The 13,733-nt window shown below is 64.9% G+C and carries 14 protein-coding genes; 7 read left to right on the forward strand and 7 right to left on the reverse strand.

The annotated features are described in order from the left end of the window. Positions 1–125: 125 nt before the first annotated feature. The 3 genes from Q2941_RS06965 to Q2941_RS06975 all read right to left on the reverse strand — a co-directional run bounded on the left by Q2941_RS06965 (position 126) and on the right by Q2941_RS06975 (position 2,686). A complete protein-coding gene (locus Q2941_RS06965) occupies positions 126–785 on the reverse strand; it encodes a hypothetical protein (RefSeq protein ID WP_027522377.1) in 660 nt (219 codons plus the stop codon). 125 nt (positions 786–910) lie between these two features. After that, a complete protein-coding gene (locus tag Q2941_RS06970) occupies positions 911–1,600 on the reverse strand; it encodes a class I SAM-dependent methyltransferase (protein ID WP_027522378.1) in 690 nt (229 codons plus the stop codon). A gap of 33 nt (positions 1,601–1,633) precedes the next feature. Continuing rightward, complete coding sequence (locus tag Q2941_RS06975) at positions 1,634–2,686, reverse strand: glycosyltransferase family 4 protein (protein ID WP_027522379.1); 1,053 nt, start codon at positions 2,684–2,686, stop codon at positions 1,634–1,636. 274 nt (positions 2,687–2,960) lie between these two features. Here Q2941_RS06975 and Q2941_RS06980 point away from each other — a divergent pair, with 274 nt between their 5' ends. Next, positions 2,961–3,680 carry a L,D-transpeptidase gene (locus Q2941_RS06980; protein ID WP_458192012.1) on the forward strand — a complete coding sequence of 240 codons (720 nt, stop codon included), beginning with the start codon at positions 2,961–2,963 and terminating at the stop codon, positions 3,678–3,680. 166 nt (positions 3,681–3,846) lie between these two features. Here Q2941_RS06980 and pcaB read toward each other — a convergent pair whose 3' ends face one another. After that, the gene (gene pcaB, locus Q2941_RS06985; protein WP_458192013.1) at positions 3,847–5,187 is read right to left on the reverse strand and encodes a 3-carboxy-cis,cis-muconate cycloisomerase; all 1,341 of its coding nucleotides are present in this window, start codon (positions 5,185–5,187) and stop codon (positions 3,847–3,849) included. A 129-nt stretch (positions 5,188–5,316) separates the two neighbouring features. Here pcaB and Q2941_RS06990 point away from each other — a divergent pair, with 129 nt between their 5' ends. From Q2941_RS06990 to Q2941_RS07000, 3 genes are read left to right on the forward strand one after another with little or no spacing between them, the layout of a single operon-like run. Next, on the forward strand, positions 5,317–6,045 hold the full coding sequence (locus tag Q2941_RS06990; RefSeq protein ID WP_458192014.1) for a dienelactone hydrolase family protein: 729 nt from the start codon (positions 5,317–5,319) through the stop codon (positions 6,043–6,045). Positions 6,046–6,065: 20 nt separating this feature from the next. Then, complete coding sequence (locus tag Q2941_RS06995) at positions 6,066–6,590, forward strand: GNAT family N-acetyltransferase (protein ID WP_458192015.1); 525 nt, start codon at positions 6,066–6,068, stop codon at positions 6,588–6,590. Then, complete coding sequence (locus tag Q2941_RS07000; RefSeq protein WP_458192016.1) at positions 6,587–7,438, forward strand: SMP-30/gluconolactonase/LRE family protein; 852 nt, start codon at positions 6,587–6,589, stop codon at positions 7,436–7,438. The genes Q2941_RS06995 and Q2941_RS07000 overlap by 4 nt, the downstream gene beginning before the upstream one ends. 78 nt (positions 7,439–7,516) lie before the next feature. Here the strand turns inward: Q2941_RS07000 and Q2941_RS07005 are convergent, their stop codons facing one another. Beyond that, a complete protein-coding gene (locus Q2941_RS07005) occupies positions 7,517–7,912 on the reverse strand; it encodes an MAPEG family protein (RefSeq protein WP_027522385.1) in 396 nt (131 codons plus the stop codon). A gap of 232 nt (positions 7,913–8,144) precedes the next feature. Here Q2941_RS07005 and Q2941_RS07010 point away from each other — a divergent pair, with 232 nt between their 5' ends. Then, a complete protein-coding gene (locus Q2941_RS07010) occupies positions 8,145–9,713 on the forward strand; it encodes a DUF4403 family protein (RefSeq protein ID WP_458192017.1) in 1,569 nt (522 codons plus the stop codon). A 284-nt stretch (positions 9,714–9,997) separates the two neighbouring features. After that, a complete protein-coding gene (locus tag Q2941_RS07015) occupies positions 9,998–11,209 on the forward strand; it encodes an ABC transporter substrate-binding protein (protein ID WP_027522387.1) in 1,212 nt (403 codons plus the stop codon). A gap of 221 nt (positions 11,210–11,430) precedes the next feature. Here the strand turns inward: Q2941_RS07015 and Q2941_RS07020 are convergent, their stop codons facing one another. Further along, on the reverse strand, positions 11,431–11,973 hold the full coding sequence (locus Q2941_RS07020; RefSeq protein ID WP_027522388.1) for a PRC-barrel domain-containing protein: 543 nt from the start codon (positions 11,971–11,973) through the stop codon (positions 11,431–11,433). Between the two features lie 234 nt (positions 11,974–12,207). Beyond that, positions 12,208–12,801, reverse strand: coding sequence for a hypothetical protein (locus Q2941_RS07025; RefSeq protein WP_027522389.1), 594 nt, complete (start codon positions 12,799–12,801; stop codon positions 12,208–12,210). Between the two features lie 181 nt (positions 12,802–12,982). Between Q2941_RS07025 and Q2941_RS07030 the strand changes: the two genes are divergently transcribed. Next, positions 12,983–13,723, forward strand: a complete 741-nt coding sequence (locus tag Q2941_RS07030) for a response regulator (protein ID WP_027522390.1) — start codon at positions 12,983–12,985, stop codon at positions 13,721–13,723. Positions 13,724–13,733 lie beyond the last annotated feature (10 nt).

Below are 13,733 nucleotides of genomic sequence, written 5' to 3' on the forward strand. Positions count from 1 at the left end.
GTTCGGCTCTTCGAGCCGCCCCGGAATGACGGTACTCGAGGCAGCCCCCAAGACGTGGATGCCCGGGACGAGCCCGGGCATGACGCAACCTTTGGACATCGGAGTGGTTGGTGAGAGCCGCGCGCTCAGGCGTGCTGCTCGCTGAGCTCAGGCTCGGCGATGAAGCCCAGCGTGTGCTCGGGGACGAGATGCAGGCCCGGGTCCATCAGCTCGCCGCGCATGAGCGCGAGCGGCGCCTTGCGGTAGAGCATGAGGTCGTGGAACGGGTCGGTCAGGATCTTGGTCATCCAGACGAGGCCGGTCTCGACGTCGCGGATGAAGAACAGATGCACGGTGCGGAACAAGAGACCGCCGCCACCGACCACGAGCCAGATCTTGGCGACCTGCCGCACAAAGTCGCTCGCGCTGGCCCAGGGCGTGAACAGGCCGAACAGCGTCGGATCGGCGAACAGCACCAGCGGCGACAGGGCCCAAATCGCCATCAGCACCACCTTGCGCTGAAGGTTGTAGCCGACCTTGATCTCTTCCTTGTACTCGTGCGTCGCCTGGTTGATGTGGTCGTAATCGTGCGGCTCGAAGAAGAAGTGACCGGCCTGGCGCGAGGTCATCGAGACCAGCCAGCCGACCAGCGCCGAGATCATGGGATCGACGAACAGCCAGACATAAGCAAAGAGGAAGCTCAGCGCACTGACGAAGTGCAGGCTCTGATTGATGCGGCTGTGGTGATAGTAGCGGTGATCGTCCCAGCGCTGGATGCGCAGCTGCTCAAGGAATTCTTTGATCATTCTTTCCCCCAAAAGGCTTCGGGTCAGGAAATACAGGGATTCGATGTAGGGCGTGTGACATCATCATTTTGTCATGTGACGATGTACGCGACGCGGTGACGCATGAACGCGTGGAGCCGTTTGGCTCAGGCCGCTTTGGCGACCTGAACTTTACGGAAGCGGACCAGCGAGAAATGGCCGAGCGGTGGAATCAGGCGGCGCTCGGCGAGCTCCATGCCATGCGCACTCGCGAGCCACTTCGCGTAGCGCGACCAGGCGAACTCGGCGGTGCGGAAGCCGAGGTGACGCACCACCGGCTGGAGTTTCTGCTCGATGAAGCGGCGCATGCCGGCGTCAGCGCTGACGCGGGTCAGGATGATCAATTCGCCGCCGGGACGCAGCACGCGGGCGAACTCGTCCAGCGCGACTTCCGGATTGGGCACGGCGGTGACGACATATTGCGCCATCACGACGTCGAAAGAATTGTCGGGAAATTCGAGCTTTTCGGCGTCCATCACCGCGAGGCCCTCGACGTTTTTCAGCTTCAGCTCCGAGACGCGGCGGCGCGCCTTGTCGAGCATGGCCTCCGAGATATCGGTGCCGAAGATGCGGACGTTCGGCGCATACAGCGGCAGCGAGATGCCGGTGCCGACGCCGACCTCGAGCACGCGGCCGCCGAGCTTGTTGGTCGCCGATATCGCGGCCTGCCGGCCCTTGGCGAACACCCCGCCGAACACGAGGTCGTAGACCGGCGCCCACCGGTCATAAGCCTGCTCGACCGTGCCGCGGTCGAGGTCGAGCTGCTGCGACTCTTCAAACTTCATGATCTTGGCCATTAGCAAAGTCCCGTTTGGTTCAGATGTTCATGGTCAGCCGCGTACCGGCCGCCGCGCCATGACGGGCGTCGGACGCAGCGAGCGGCTGGGCTGGAGTGAGGTGAGATTGCCGACGAACTGACGCGCACTGTTTTCCCAGGAGCGCGCCAGCGCGAAGTTGCGACAGGTCTCGCGCGACATGGTGAGCGCGCGCAGGCACGCGGCGCGCAGGTCATCGTCGATCGCGCCAATCGGATGATCGGCGATGACGTCCTTCGGACCGGTCACCGGAAACGCCGCAACCGGCGTGCCGCAGGCGAGCGCCTCGAGCTGCACCACGCCGAAGGTGTCGGTGAGGCTCGGGAATACGAAGACGTCGGCGGCTGCGAGATGCGCGGTGAGATCGGCGCCCTTCTTCTCGCCGAGGAAGACAGCGCCGGGATACTTCTTCTCGAGCTGCGCCTTCTGCGGGCCATCGCCGACGACGACCTTGGTGCCGGGCAGATCGAGCGAGAGGAACGCGTCGAGATTCTTCTCCACTGCGACCCGCCCCATCGCCATGAAGATCGGTCGCGGCAGGTCGATCGTGGCCGGACTATCGGGATGAAACAGCGTGGTGTCGACGCCGCGGGTCCAGAAGCCGAGCCGCTTGAAGCCGCGCTCGGAGAGCTCCTGCCGCAGCGACGGCGTCGCCACCATGGTCATGGCAGCGGCATCATGGAAGTGCCGCAGCACGGCGTAGCCGACGCTCACCGGAATGCCTGATCGCACCGAGACATATTCCGGGAAGCGCGTGGTGTAGGAGGTGGTGAAGGCAAGCCCGCGGCGGCGACAATAGGCGCGCGCCGCCCAGCCGATCGGGCCTTCGGTTGCGATGTGCAGCGCTTCCGGAGCCGTCGCCTCGATCCGCCGCGCGATCTCGCGGCCGCTCGGCAGCGCGATGCGCAGGCCCGGATAGGTCGGCAGCGGCAGCGACGGGAAGCCGTCCGGCGTCAGGAACTCGATCTCGACGTCGAGCGCCTTGGCGGCGGCGGCCAGCGAGGTCAGCGTCCGCACCACACCGTTAACCTGCGGATGCCAGGCGTCGGTCGCGATTAATACCCGCATGGGAAAATCCCGAGAGTTTGATGATTCTCGGCTTAGGACCATCAACGAAGGATATTTCAGGCGTGTGACGTCACAGAAGTGTCGGCCCACTGTTTTGTTCGTTAACGGGTCCGCATGGCCACGAAACTGTCATGAAACAATCCTTTCCGCGACGAAACCGTTTTCGGTTTTCCGCGCAAACGTCCCGAAACTTTTCGCCGCTACGAGTTTAGGCAACGGAGCACCGGTAGCGGTGCCGCGGTGGTCAAAAACACCGACCAAACAGGGGCGATCAATGTTCAATCTGGACACGTTCAAGACGTATTCGCGCGCCGTTGCCTTCGGTGCAGTTGCGATCTCCGCGATCGCGTTTGCCGGCCCGGCGCATGCCGCGCCCGTGCAGCTCTTCCCCTTCTTCGCGCCGCCGCCCGGCTTCGCCACGCCGCAGCCGCTGCAACCCTATCAGCCCTATCAGCCGGCGCCGTCCTATCAGACCGCACCGTTGGAAGATCAGGACAGCGTCGAGACGCCCGCCCGCTTTCGGCGCCAGGTCGTGAGCTATGCGACGCGCGAGGCGCCCGGCACCATCATCATCGATACGCCGAACACGTATCTCTACTACGTGCTCGGCAACGGCCAGGCCGTGCGCTACGGCATCGGCGTCGGCCGTGACGGTTTCACCTGGTCCGGCGTCCAGTCGGTGACCAAGAAGGCCGAGTGGCCGGACTGGACCCCGCCGCCGGAAATGATTGCCCGCCAGCCTTATTTGCCGCGCCACATGGCCGGCGGTCCCGGCAACCCGCTGGGAGCCCGCGCCATGTATCTCGGCGGCACGGTCTACCGCATCCACGGCACCAACGCCCCCGAGACGATCGGCAAGCACGTCTCCTCCGGCTGCATCCGCCTGACCAATCAAGACGTCACCGACCTCTACTCCCGCGTCAACGTCGGCACCAAGGTCGTCGTGCTTCCGATGACCGACCGTCGCGCGGACCTCGGCAGCGCAACGCGCTAAGCGGCGAGACAAAAACGGCAATGCAAGCGGCTCCGGCAACCTCGGGGCCGCTTTCGTTTGCGCCGAAGATCGCGGCTTCCAAGCGTGCGCCGTCGTAGCCCGCATCGGCGGAGCGATATGCGGAGAGGCTCCCCGGGGTGTCGCTCCGCTCACCCGGGCGACAAGGTCAGCCGCCGAGCACGCGGTCGACCATCTGGCCGGAAAGGCCGAGATAGTTCGCGGGATCGCAGTGGCGGCGGATGGCATCGGCGCCGCCGAGCGCGGCCACGATCTCGGGAACGCCGGACAGGATGTCGGCGAGATCACCGCCGCCTTCGATCGCCTTGCGGCAGGCATCGTAGACGACGTCATGCGCATGCTGCCGGCCGAACTTCGGCGCTGCGGCCATCATCACGGCTTCGGCGACGATGAGGCCGTGCGTCAGGCCGAGATTGGCGCGCATGCGATCCTCATGCACGACGAGGCCGGCCAGCATGAACTTCGCATTGGCAAGCGAGGACGCCGTGAGCAAAAAGCTCTCCGGCAGCGAGACCCATTCGAGATGCCAGGGACCGGTCGCGCGCTCGAAATCGTGGATCATGCCGTCGAGCATGGTCGCGACGTGCTGGCGCACGGCCTTGGCGGCGGCGAGCATCAGCTCGCTGGAGATCGGGTTGCGCTTCTGTGGCATGGTGGAAGACGCGCCGCGCCCATGCACGAAAGGCTCGGAGAGCTCGCCGAATTCGGTCGCGCACATCAGCATGACGTCGGTGGCGATCTTGCCGAGTGTGCCGGTGATGAGGCCGAGCAGCGTCACCGCTTCCGCAATGCCATCGCGCGCCACGTGCCAGGTGATCGGCGGCTGGTTGAGGCCGAGCTCCTCGCAGAACAGGCGTTGCATCTCGAGGCCGCCATCGCCAACCGAGGCGAGCGTGCCGGCCGCGCCGGAGAACTCACCAAGCAGGATGCGCGGCCGCGCCTGGTCGACACGCTCGATATGGCGGTCGATCGAGGACAGCCAGATCGCAACCTTGTAGCCGAACGTCACCGGCAGAGCCTGCTGCAGGTGCGTGCGACCGGCCATCGGCGTGTCGCGATGCCTGCGCGCGAGGTCGGCGAGAATCGCGCGCAGCTCCCTCAGGTCGCGCGCGACGATGTCGAGCGCGGCGCGGATCTGGAGCACGTTGGCGGTGTCCATGATGTCCTGGGTGGTCGCGCCCCAATGGACGTAACGGCCGGCCTCGCCGGCGGCCTCGGAGAGCTGATGCACCAGCGCCAGGATCGGATAGCCGACGATCTCGGTGTCGTGGCGGAGCTTGTCGAAGTCGAGCTTGATGCTGCGGGAGGCAGCATCGATCGCGGCCGCGGCATCCTTCGGCACGACGCCGGCACGGGCCTGGGCACGGGCGAGCGCAGCCTCGGCTTCCAGATAGCGGCCGACCAGCGCTTCATCCGAAAACACCGCGCGCATCTCGGCGGTGCCAAACATGTCGCGGAACAGCGTGGAATCGAAGACGGTGCTCGCCATGGGTTTCCTTCATTATGTTCGTGCATGAACGTATGCATCAACATAGTGGCATCCAGCGAAACGAGTGACAATCAGAGGTTGCCTAGGTGCAATCCGTATGGTCAGGTTTGTTCTACGAGGAGCATCAGGATGAAAAAGACCGTTCTTGGCTATCGCGATCGCGCCTCCGAGCTTCAGGGCATTCTCGTTACCGATGAGTCCGCCGCCAGCCGTCGTCCTGGCGTGGTACTGTTCCCCGACGCGCGCGGCATCGGCACGCATGCGATCGCGCGCGCCGAGCAACTGACCGCGCTTGGCTTTGTCGTGCTGGTGGCCGATCTCTATGGTGGCGGCAGGACGGCGCCGGACGTGCCGCAGGCGATCGAGCTGATGAACGGCCTGCGCGCCGATACCGCGCGCTGGCGCGAGCGGGCAGAGGCGGCACGGCTGGCGCTCGCCGGGCACAACACTGTCGACGCCACAAGGCTCGCGGCGATCGGTTATTGCTTCGGCGGCAGCACAGCACTGGAGCTGGCGCGGACCGGCGCCGATCTTGCGGCCGTCGTCAGCTTTCATGGCGGTTTCCCCAGCGAGCGGCCGGAGGATGGCGCGAACATCAAGGCGAGAGTCCTGGTGTGTCACGGGGCCGCGGACGCGCTGGTCTCGCTGACGCAGCTTGCGAATTTTGCGCGGGAAATGCGCACGACCAACGTCGACTGGCAGGCTCATGTCTATGGCGGCGCGGCCCATGGCTTCACCAATCCCGAGCTCATTGGTGAAAGCGTGCCGAACCACGCCTATCATGCCGACGCGGATCGCCGCTCCTGGGCCGCGATGCTCGACCTGTTCGAAGACGCCTTTGCAACGGCGATGCGTTGAATTGGAGGCGAAAGCAGGACATGCCTTCAGCTGACCACAACACTGCCGCCGTCAGACTGCTCACGCCGGCGGACGCGGCGAGTTATCGACAGATCAGGCTGGAGGCGCTCGAAGCGCATCCAGGGGCCTACTCCAGCGTGTTTGTGCGCGAGAGAGACATGGCGCTTTCCTGGTTCGAGGAGCGACTCAAAGCCTCTGACGTTTTTGGCGCCTTCATCGAACAGGAGTTGTGCGGCGTCGCCGGCTTTCGCCGGCAGGACGGTACGAAGACCGTGCACAAGGCGATGCTCTGGGGCATGTATGTGCGGCCAGCGGCGCGCCGCTTCGGTGTGGGACGTCGCCTCGTCGACGCCGTTGTGGCGCATGCGGCGCAACGGGTCGAACAGCTTCAATTGTCCGTCGTCAGCGACAACGAACCCGCCTTGCGTCTTTATGCCAGTGCCGGGTTCATCGAATACGGCCGCGAACCGAAGGCGCTCAAGCAGGACGGCCGATATTTCGATGAGATCTTGATGAAGCTGTTCCTGGACGGGAGCAGCGGATGAATGAACCGCAACCAAGAACCCTGCTCGACGGCGGCAAGTATTTCGAGGCCCCGCGCTGGCATGCGGGGCGGCTCTGGTTCGTCGACTGCATGGCGCGCACCTTGCTCAGCATCGGCCCATCGGGCGACCGCACGGAACATGCCACCTTCGCCGACGACGTGCCTTGCGGCACGGGAGTTCTGCCTGATGGCAGGCTGGTGGTGCTGACCATGTTCCGCAAGCGCCTCCTGACATATGCAGACGGCGAGCTTTCGCTCTATGCCGATCTATCAGGCATCGCCACCGGCACGATCGACGACATGATCGTCGACGGACTCGGACGCGCCTATGTCGGTGATCTCGGCTTCAATCTTCCGCCGCCGCCCGGCCGCGGCGCCGATGGGCGCATCATCTTGGTGACGCCGGATGGCCAGGGGCGCGTCGTCGCCGAAGGGTTGCGCTTTCCCAACGGCATCGCGATCTCGGCCGGTCATGACAGGCTCGTCGTCGCCGAGATGGACGGCGAATGTCTCGCCGACTACGAGATCGCAAGCGATGGCAGCCTGCTTCTCCGCCGCCACCTGGCTTGCGGGAAGGAACCGGACGGCATCTGCCTCGATCGCGACGGCGCCGTCTGGGTCGCGTCTTATGGCGAAGACGCCTTCATCCGGATCGATCGCGATGGACGCGAGCGGCAGCGCATCAACGTCCCCGGACGCCGCGGCATTGCATGCGCGCTCGGCGGCGCCGATCGCAGAACGCTGTTCTGCATCAGTGCGGAGACATCGCCGGAGGAGCTGAGGCAACGGAAGTCGTCCGCGCGGATCGACGCTGTCGAGGTAGAGACACCCGGCTCGGGTTATCCCTGAGCCGCCACATTCATCGGCGCCGCCAACAGGCCGCGTCCAAGCCACACTCGAGCTCCATGCCCAGCTGCACCAAACAGGCTACCTGATCACCTCCCAGAAGATCACGACCTCCGCCACGAAGGCGAGCGTGAACAGGATGGTTCGCACATAGGGAACGCCGGCCAAGTAGACGACGGCGTGGGCAAGCCGCAGATAGAAGAAGCTTGCGGCGCAGAACGCGGTCGTCGCATTGGCCTGGCCCGCAAGTTGCGCGACGATGACCAATGCTGCAAACGGCGCGAACACCTCGATCGCGTTCAGGTGGGCGCGGTTGGCGCGCTGGCCCCATGCGGGCACCGGCCGCGGCAGAGCGGGATCGGCATAGTTCTTCGGCTCGAGCGGGCCGTTGGTCCTGACCTGGCAGACGATATAGGGAATCCACAAAGCGGCGGTCAGCATCGCCGTCACGGCCAGATATTTGAGGTCGGTCGTCATCTGCGCCTCCCGGAATGGATGCCCCGGTCGCTGGATGCGGCCGGTCGGCCCTATCCAGACGTACGGGGCGGCGCCGGATCGACACCGCGGGCGGCTTTTCTTGATCACTGGATCGTGCGCAAAGGTGAGGTCGATCCCGCCGCCACGGTGCATCTCCGCCCGGTTTCGGCCACTCTGGCGCCGCGTTCCCCCGCCCTGTAGACTCGCAAGCCGGGGCCGGTTCGGGGGATTAATGCGTCTGACGTTGAACTTGAAGACTATTCTGATCGCGATCGCGGTGATCGCGGTGTCGTTTTTCGTGAGCCTGAAGGCCATGGACTGGTTGTCGCCGCGCGGCGCAGGGACAGCGCCCGCCGTCACTCCATTGCCGCCACTGCCGCCGGTCTCGAAAAGCTCGATCGTGGTGGCGCCCGTTGCAATCGCGCTGTCGGCGATCCGCGAAGCCACCGACAAGAGCGCGGCCCGTAATTTCACTGGCAAGGCCGACAATCCGATCTCGCAGATCCTGCAGAACGCCGATATCGGCTGGACCGCCTCGCGGGGGCCGATTGCCGCGAGCGGCGACAAGGACGCGCTGACGCTGTCGACGCCCCTGACCGGAAAGCTCAACGTCACGGGATCGCTGTCCTCGAAAGCGACCGGCGCGCTCGGCGAGGCGCTCGGCAGCGTGCTCGGCAACAACGCCGCCAAGCAGATCGGCGCTGTCAACATCAAGAACCTGAATGCCAGTGCCGAGATCAGGGGCAACGTGGTCATCACCTCACGCCCGAAACTCGCTGCCAACTGGCACCTCGAGCCAAATCTCGGCGCGCAGGTCAATCTCGGCGACACCAACCTCTCGGTCGCCGGCGCGAAGGTCAACGTGCCGGCGCAGATCAAGCCGCTGATCGACAAGACCGTCAACGATCAGCTCAACGTGGTCGCTGAACGCATCCGCAACGATTCGAGCCTGCGCGACAATGCGAAAGCGCAATGGATCAAGGCCTGCCGCTCGATGCCGCTGCAGGGCTCGGGATCCTCAGCCGCATTGCCGCCGCTCTGGCTGGAGATGAAGCCGATCCGCGCGATCGCAGCGCAGCCGCGCGTCGATGCGCAGGCCGTGACGCTGCTTCTCGGCATCGAGGCCGAAACCCGCGTCACCACGAGCCAGACCAAGCCCGAGTGCCCGTTCCCCGAAAAGATCTCGATTGTGCCGCCGACCGGCACCGGCGTGAACATCGGCGTGCCGATCGACGTACCCTTCACCGAGATCAACAAGCTCATCGCAGCCCAGATGGTCGGCCATACCTATCCGGAAGACGGATCGGGTCCAGCCGACGTTACCGTGAAGAGCGTCAACGTTGTCCCCTCGGGCGACCGGCTCCTGATTTCGCTTCTGGTGCGCGCCAAGGAGAAGAAGAGCTGGTTCCGGCTGGGCGCCGAGGCAACCGTGCACATCTGGGGGCGACCGATGCTCGACCAGGCGCAGCAGACGCTGCGGCTCGCCGACATCCAGCTCGCGGTGGAGTCCGAGGCTGCATTCGGGCTTCTTGGTGCCGCGGCGCGCGCCGTGGTGCCGCATTTGCAGCAAGCGCTGGTGCAGAAGGCGACGCTCGACCTGAAGCCGATCGCCGCCAATGCGCGCGACAAGATCGCGGCCGCGATCGCCGACTACCAGAAGACCGGGGACGGCCTGCGCGTCGAGGCCAATATCGACAGCCTGACGCTCGCCGACATCGCCTTCGATTCCAAGACACTCCGCATCATCGCGGAGGCCGGCGGCTCGCTGAACGTGTACGTGACGAAGCTGCAGGGAATGTAGGTCTCTCCTACTCCCTCTCCCCGTTCTTACGGGGAGAGGGTTGGGGTGAGGGGCCGCTTCCACGCAAACGGAGGCAGATGGACTCGCGGAGAGTCCCCCTCACCCGCATCGCATCTTCGATGCGATGCGGCCTCGCCCCGCAAGCGGGGAGAGGCGAAGGAACAGCGCCAGCCCCTTCCCTTTTTGCATTCCGCTATGACGGGGATCGCTTAGCTGCGGCCGCTGATTGCCGCTAGAACGGCTCCTGTAACCAAACCCAAAGAAACAACACAGGGAGAACAACCATGCACAAACTGTTTGCCGCCGTCGCGGCGTCCTTCGCCCTTGCGGCCAGCGGCGGCGCAGCGCAGGCGCAGATTTCCGACGACGTCATCAAGATCGGCGTGCTCACGGACATGTCGAGCCTCTATGCGGATGCCACCGGCAAGGGCTCGCTCGCCGCGGTGCAGATGGCGGTCGCCGATTATGGCGGCAAGGTCGCCGGCAAGCCGGTCGAGGTCGTCGCCGCCGACCACCAGAACAAGCCCGACGTCGGCGTCAACATCGCGCGCAACTGGTACGACAACGAGAAGGTCGACGCGATCTTCGACGTACCCACCTCCTCGGTGGCGCTGCCGATCTCGGCGCTGACGCGCGAGAAGAACAAGATCAACATCAATTCCGGCGGCGGCTCCTCCGACATCACCGGCGCCCAATGCTCGCCCAACACCGTGCACTGGACCTACGACACCTATGCGCTGTCGAACGTCGCGGGCAAGGCGATGGTGAAGCGCGGCGAGGACACCTGGTTCTTCGTCACCGCCGACTACGCCTTCGGCCAGGCGCTGGAACGCGACGCCGCCAACGTCGTCAAGGAAAGCGGCGGCAAGGTGCTCGGCGACGTCCGCCATCCGCTCAACTCCTCCGACTTCTCCTCCTTCCTGCTCCAGGCCCAGGCCTCCAAGGCCAAGGTTGTGGCGCTGGCCAATGCCGGCGGCGACACCACCAATGCGCTGAAGCAGGCCTCCGAGTTCGGCCTCACGCAAGGCGGGCAGAAGATGATCGCGCTGTTGCAGGAGATCACCGACACGCGCTCGCTCGGCATCAAGGCCACGCAGGGCCTGATCGTCACCGATGCTTTCTATTGGGACATGAACGATGAGACACGCGCCTTCTCAAAACGCTTCAACGACAAGGTCGGGCACATGCCGACCATGATCCAGGCCGGGCTCTATTCGGCGACCATGCACTATCTGAAGGCGATCGAGGCCATCAAGACCGACGAGGCACCGAAGGTGATGGAGCAGATGCGCGCCACCCCGGTCAACGACTTCTTCGCCAAGGGCGGCAAGATCCGCATCGACGGCCGCATGGTGCACGACATGTATCTGTTCGAGGTCAAGAAGCCCGAGGAGTCCAAGGGCGAGTGGGACCTCTACAAGCTGATCGCCACCGTGCCGGGCGACGAAGCATTCCGTCCGCTCGAGAAGGGCGGCTGCCCGCTCGTGGGGCATTGAGTTGCCTTCTTCCTCTCCCCGTTCTTACGGGGAGAGGGCTGGGGTGAGGGGCTCTATCCACGAGCACGGTGAGGGCTGGACTCCTGGGGAATCCCCCTCACCCGGATCGCATCTTGCGATGCGATCCGACCTCTCCCCGCAAGCGGGGCGAGGTAAAGAAAAACACGACAACGCGCCCGGACAAACCGGGCGCGTTGCGTTTGAAAGTCAGCTGAGCCGCATCACTCGGAGTACTTGAACTCCGGCATCTTCTTCAGCTCGTCCTTGGTCGCGTTGAACATGGCGTGGTCCGGGTACCACTTCGACCCCAATGACGTCGGGGCAGCTGGCGCGGTGCTTGGCGCAGCGCCTGTGGTCGTGGTCGAACCGGGGCGTCCGGCCGGGTTTGCGCCAGGCGGGCTCGTGTTGCTTGCGGTGCCATAGGACACCGGCTCGGTCGAGAACTTCACCTTGTCGAACGGCACCGCGACGAGGTGCTCGCCCATGCCGAGAAAGCCGCCGACGCCGAGCACGACGAGCTTGATGTTGCCGCTCTTGTCCATCAACAGATCGCTGATCGAGCCGACGCTCTCATTGGCGTCGTTGTAGACCTTCAAGCCCACCACTTTCGACGCGCGCCAGTCACCCGAGGCCGACGTCGTTGCCGTCGACGTGGCGGCCGCGTTCGGTGCCTTGTCGGTCGTGGTCGTCGGATTCTGAGCGAACGCGACAGTTACAAGCAACGCGGAACCGGCAAGGCCGGCCGCGATCGATTTCATCAACATGATATCCTCTCCTTCATCGAAAACTTGTGTGGAGAAAACCGCGCACGTCGTCCGACAGTTCCAAACCTGCGGCAATTTCGTCGCGCGTTTCGCGCGCGTTGCATCGCGAAGCGAGTTCCGCAGCGAAGAGATTTTGAATCGAACGCGAAGGCCACGCACAGTTCCCCGCCGACTCGTCACGCGCCCTGGGAGACGCGTGAGAGACGACGGGGACTGCGCCGACCTGCGTCGCGGTCAGGTCTTGTAGTCGATGAGCAGCGCGGAGATCTGCGAGCTGCTCGACGAACTGTTTGCATTTCCGGAAGCGCCGTAGGACGACGTCGACGACGACATCGATTGCTGGAGCGCCTGCAGGAATTGCTGGAGGATCTCTGCAGTGGTCGTGCTGTCGCTCGAGGTGCTGCTGGTCGAATCCGTCGAGGAGCTGGACGAGGTGGAGGAGCTGTCGTCCGGCGGCGGCGGGCCGGGCGGCGGTCCGCCCGCGCCTCCCGGACCACCAGCGCCGCCCGGGCCGTTGGCGAAGGCGGACTGGAACACGCCCTTCAGCTCGGTGGCCTGGTCGGAGGTCAGCGTGCCGTTCGAGACTTCATTGGCTATGAGGTCGTCGATCTTCGACTTCATGTCCTCTGGCGAGGATGAGGTGCCGCTGGACGCATCGCTCGAGCGGCTCTGCTGGATCGCCGAATCGATATCGGTGAGCGCGGTCGAGAGCGCGGATTGATCCGACGAGGAGATCGTGCCGGCCGAGACCTCCGACTGCAATTCCTGCTGCAAGCGCTGCAGCGGCGACTGATAGGTGCCGGCGGAGGCCGCCGAGATCGAAGTCATGATGGCTCCGTGGGTTTTGCGGGGTTCCTTAACTGACGGCGTCACGGTATGGTTAACGGACTTAACGAGACCTTGCCGTCACCCCTTCAGGACGTTACCGGACGTTGCGGAAAGCGCCTTCAGAAACATCCGGAAACAAAAAACTTCGCCCTTCAAACCGAATCTCCGACAAACAGAGCACATGGCCATTCCTTCGCCCAACATCCTGGTCGTCGAGGACGACCGCGAAACCCGGACGTTGATTGCGAAATACCTGCGCAACAACGCCTGCAACGTCACTGCCGTCAGCGACGGCCGCGAGATGACGCGCGCGATGGCCGACCATCGCGTCGACCTGATCATCCTCGACGTCATGCTGCCCGGCGAGGACGGCTTAAGCCTCTGCCGCAAGGTGCGCTCGGAGGCGCAGACGCCGATCATCATGCTGACCGCGCGCGGCGAGGACGTCGACCGCATCGTCGGGCTCGAGATGGGCGCGGACGACTACCTGCCGAAACCGTTCAATCCGCGCGAGCTCCTGGCGCGCATCAACGCGGTGCTGCGCCGGCAGGCCGCGGCGCAGGCCGCCAGCTCAATCGAAGGCGCGAGCACGCTGGCCTTCGAGGGCTGGCGCATCGACCTGCGGCTGCGCGAGCTGCGCAACCCCGACGGCGCGCGCGTCGCGATGACGAGCGCGGAGTTCGACCTGCTGCGCACCTTCTGCGAGCGGCCCGGCCGCGTGCTGTCGCGCGACAGCCTGCTGGACCTCACGCAGGGCCGCGCCACCGGCTCGTTCGAGCGCTCCATCGACGTGCTGGTCAGCCGCATCCGCCGCAAGATCGAACCCAACCCGCAGGATCCCACCATCATCAAGACGGTGCGCTCGGGCGGCTATCTGTTCACGCCGAGGACGGAAGCGGTTGCGGCGCCCCTGAACAGCTGAGCTAAAGCGG

The organism is Bradyrhizobium sp. UFLA05-153, from assembly GCF_054185185.1.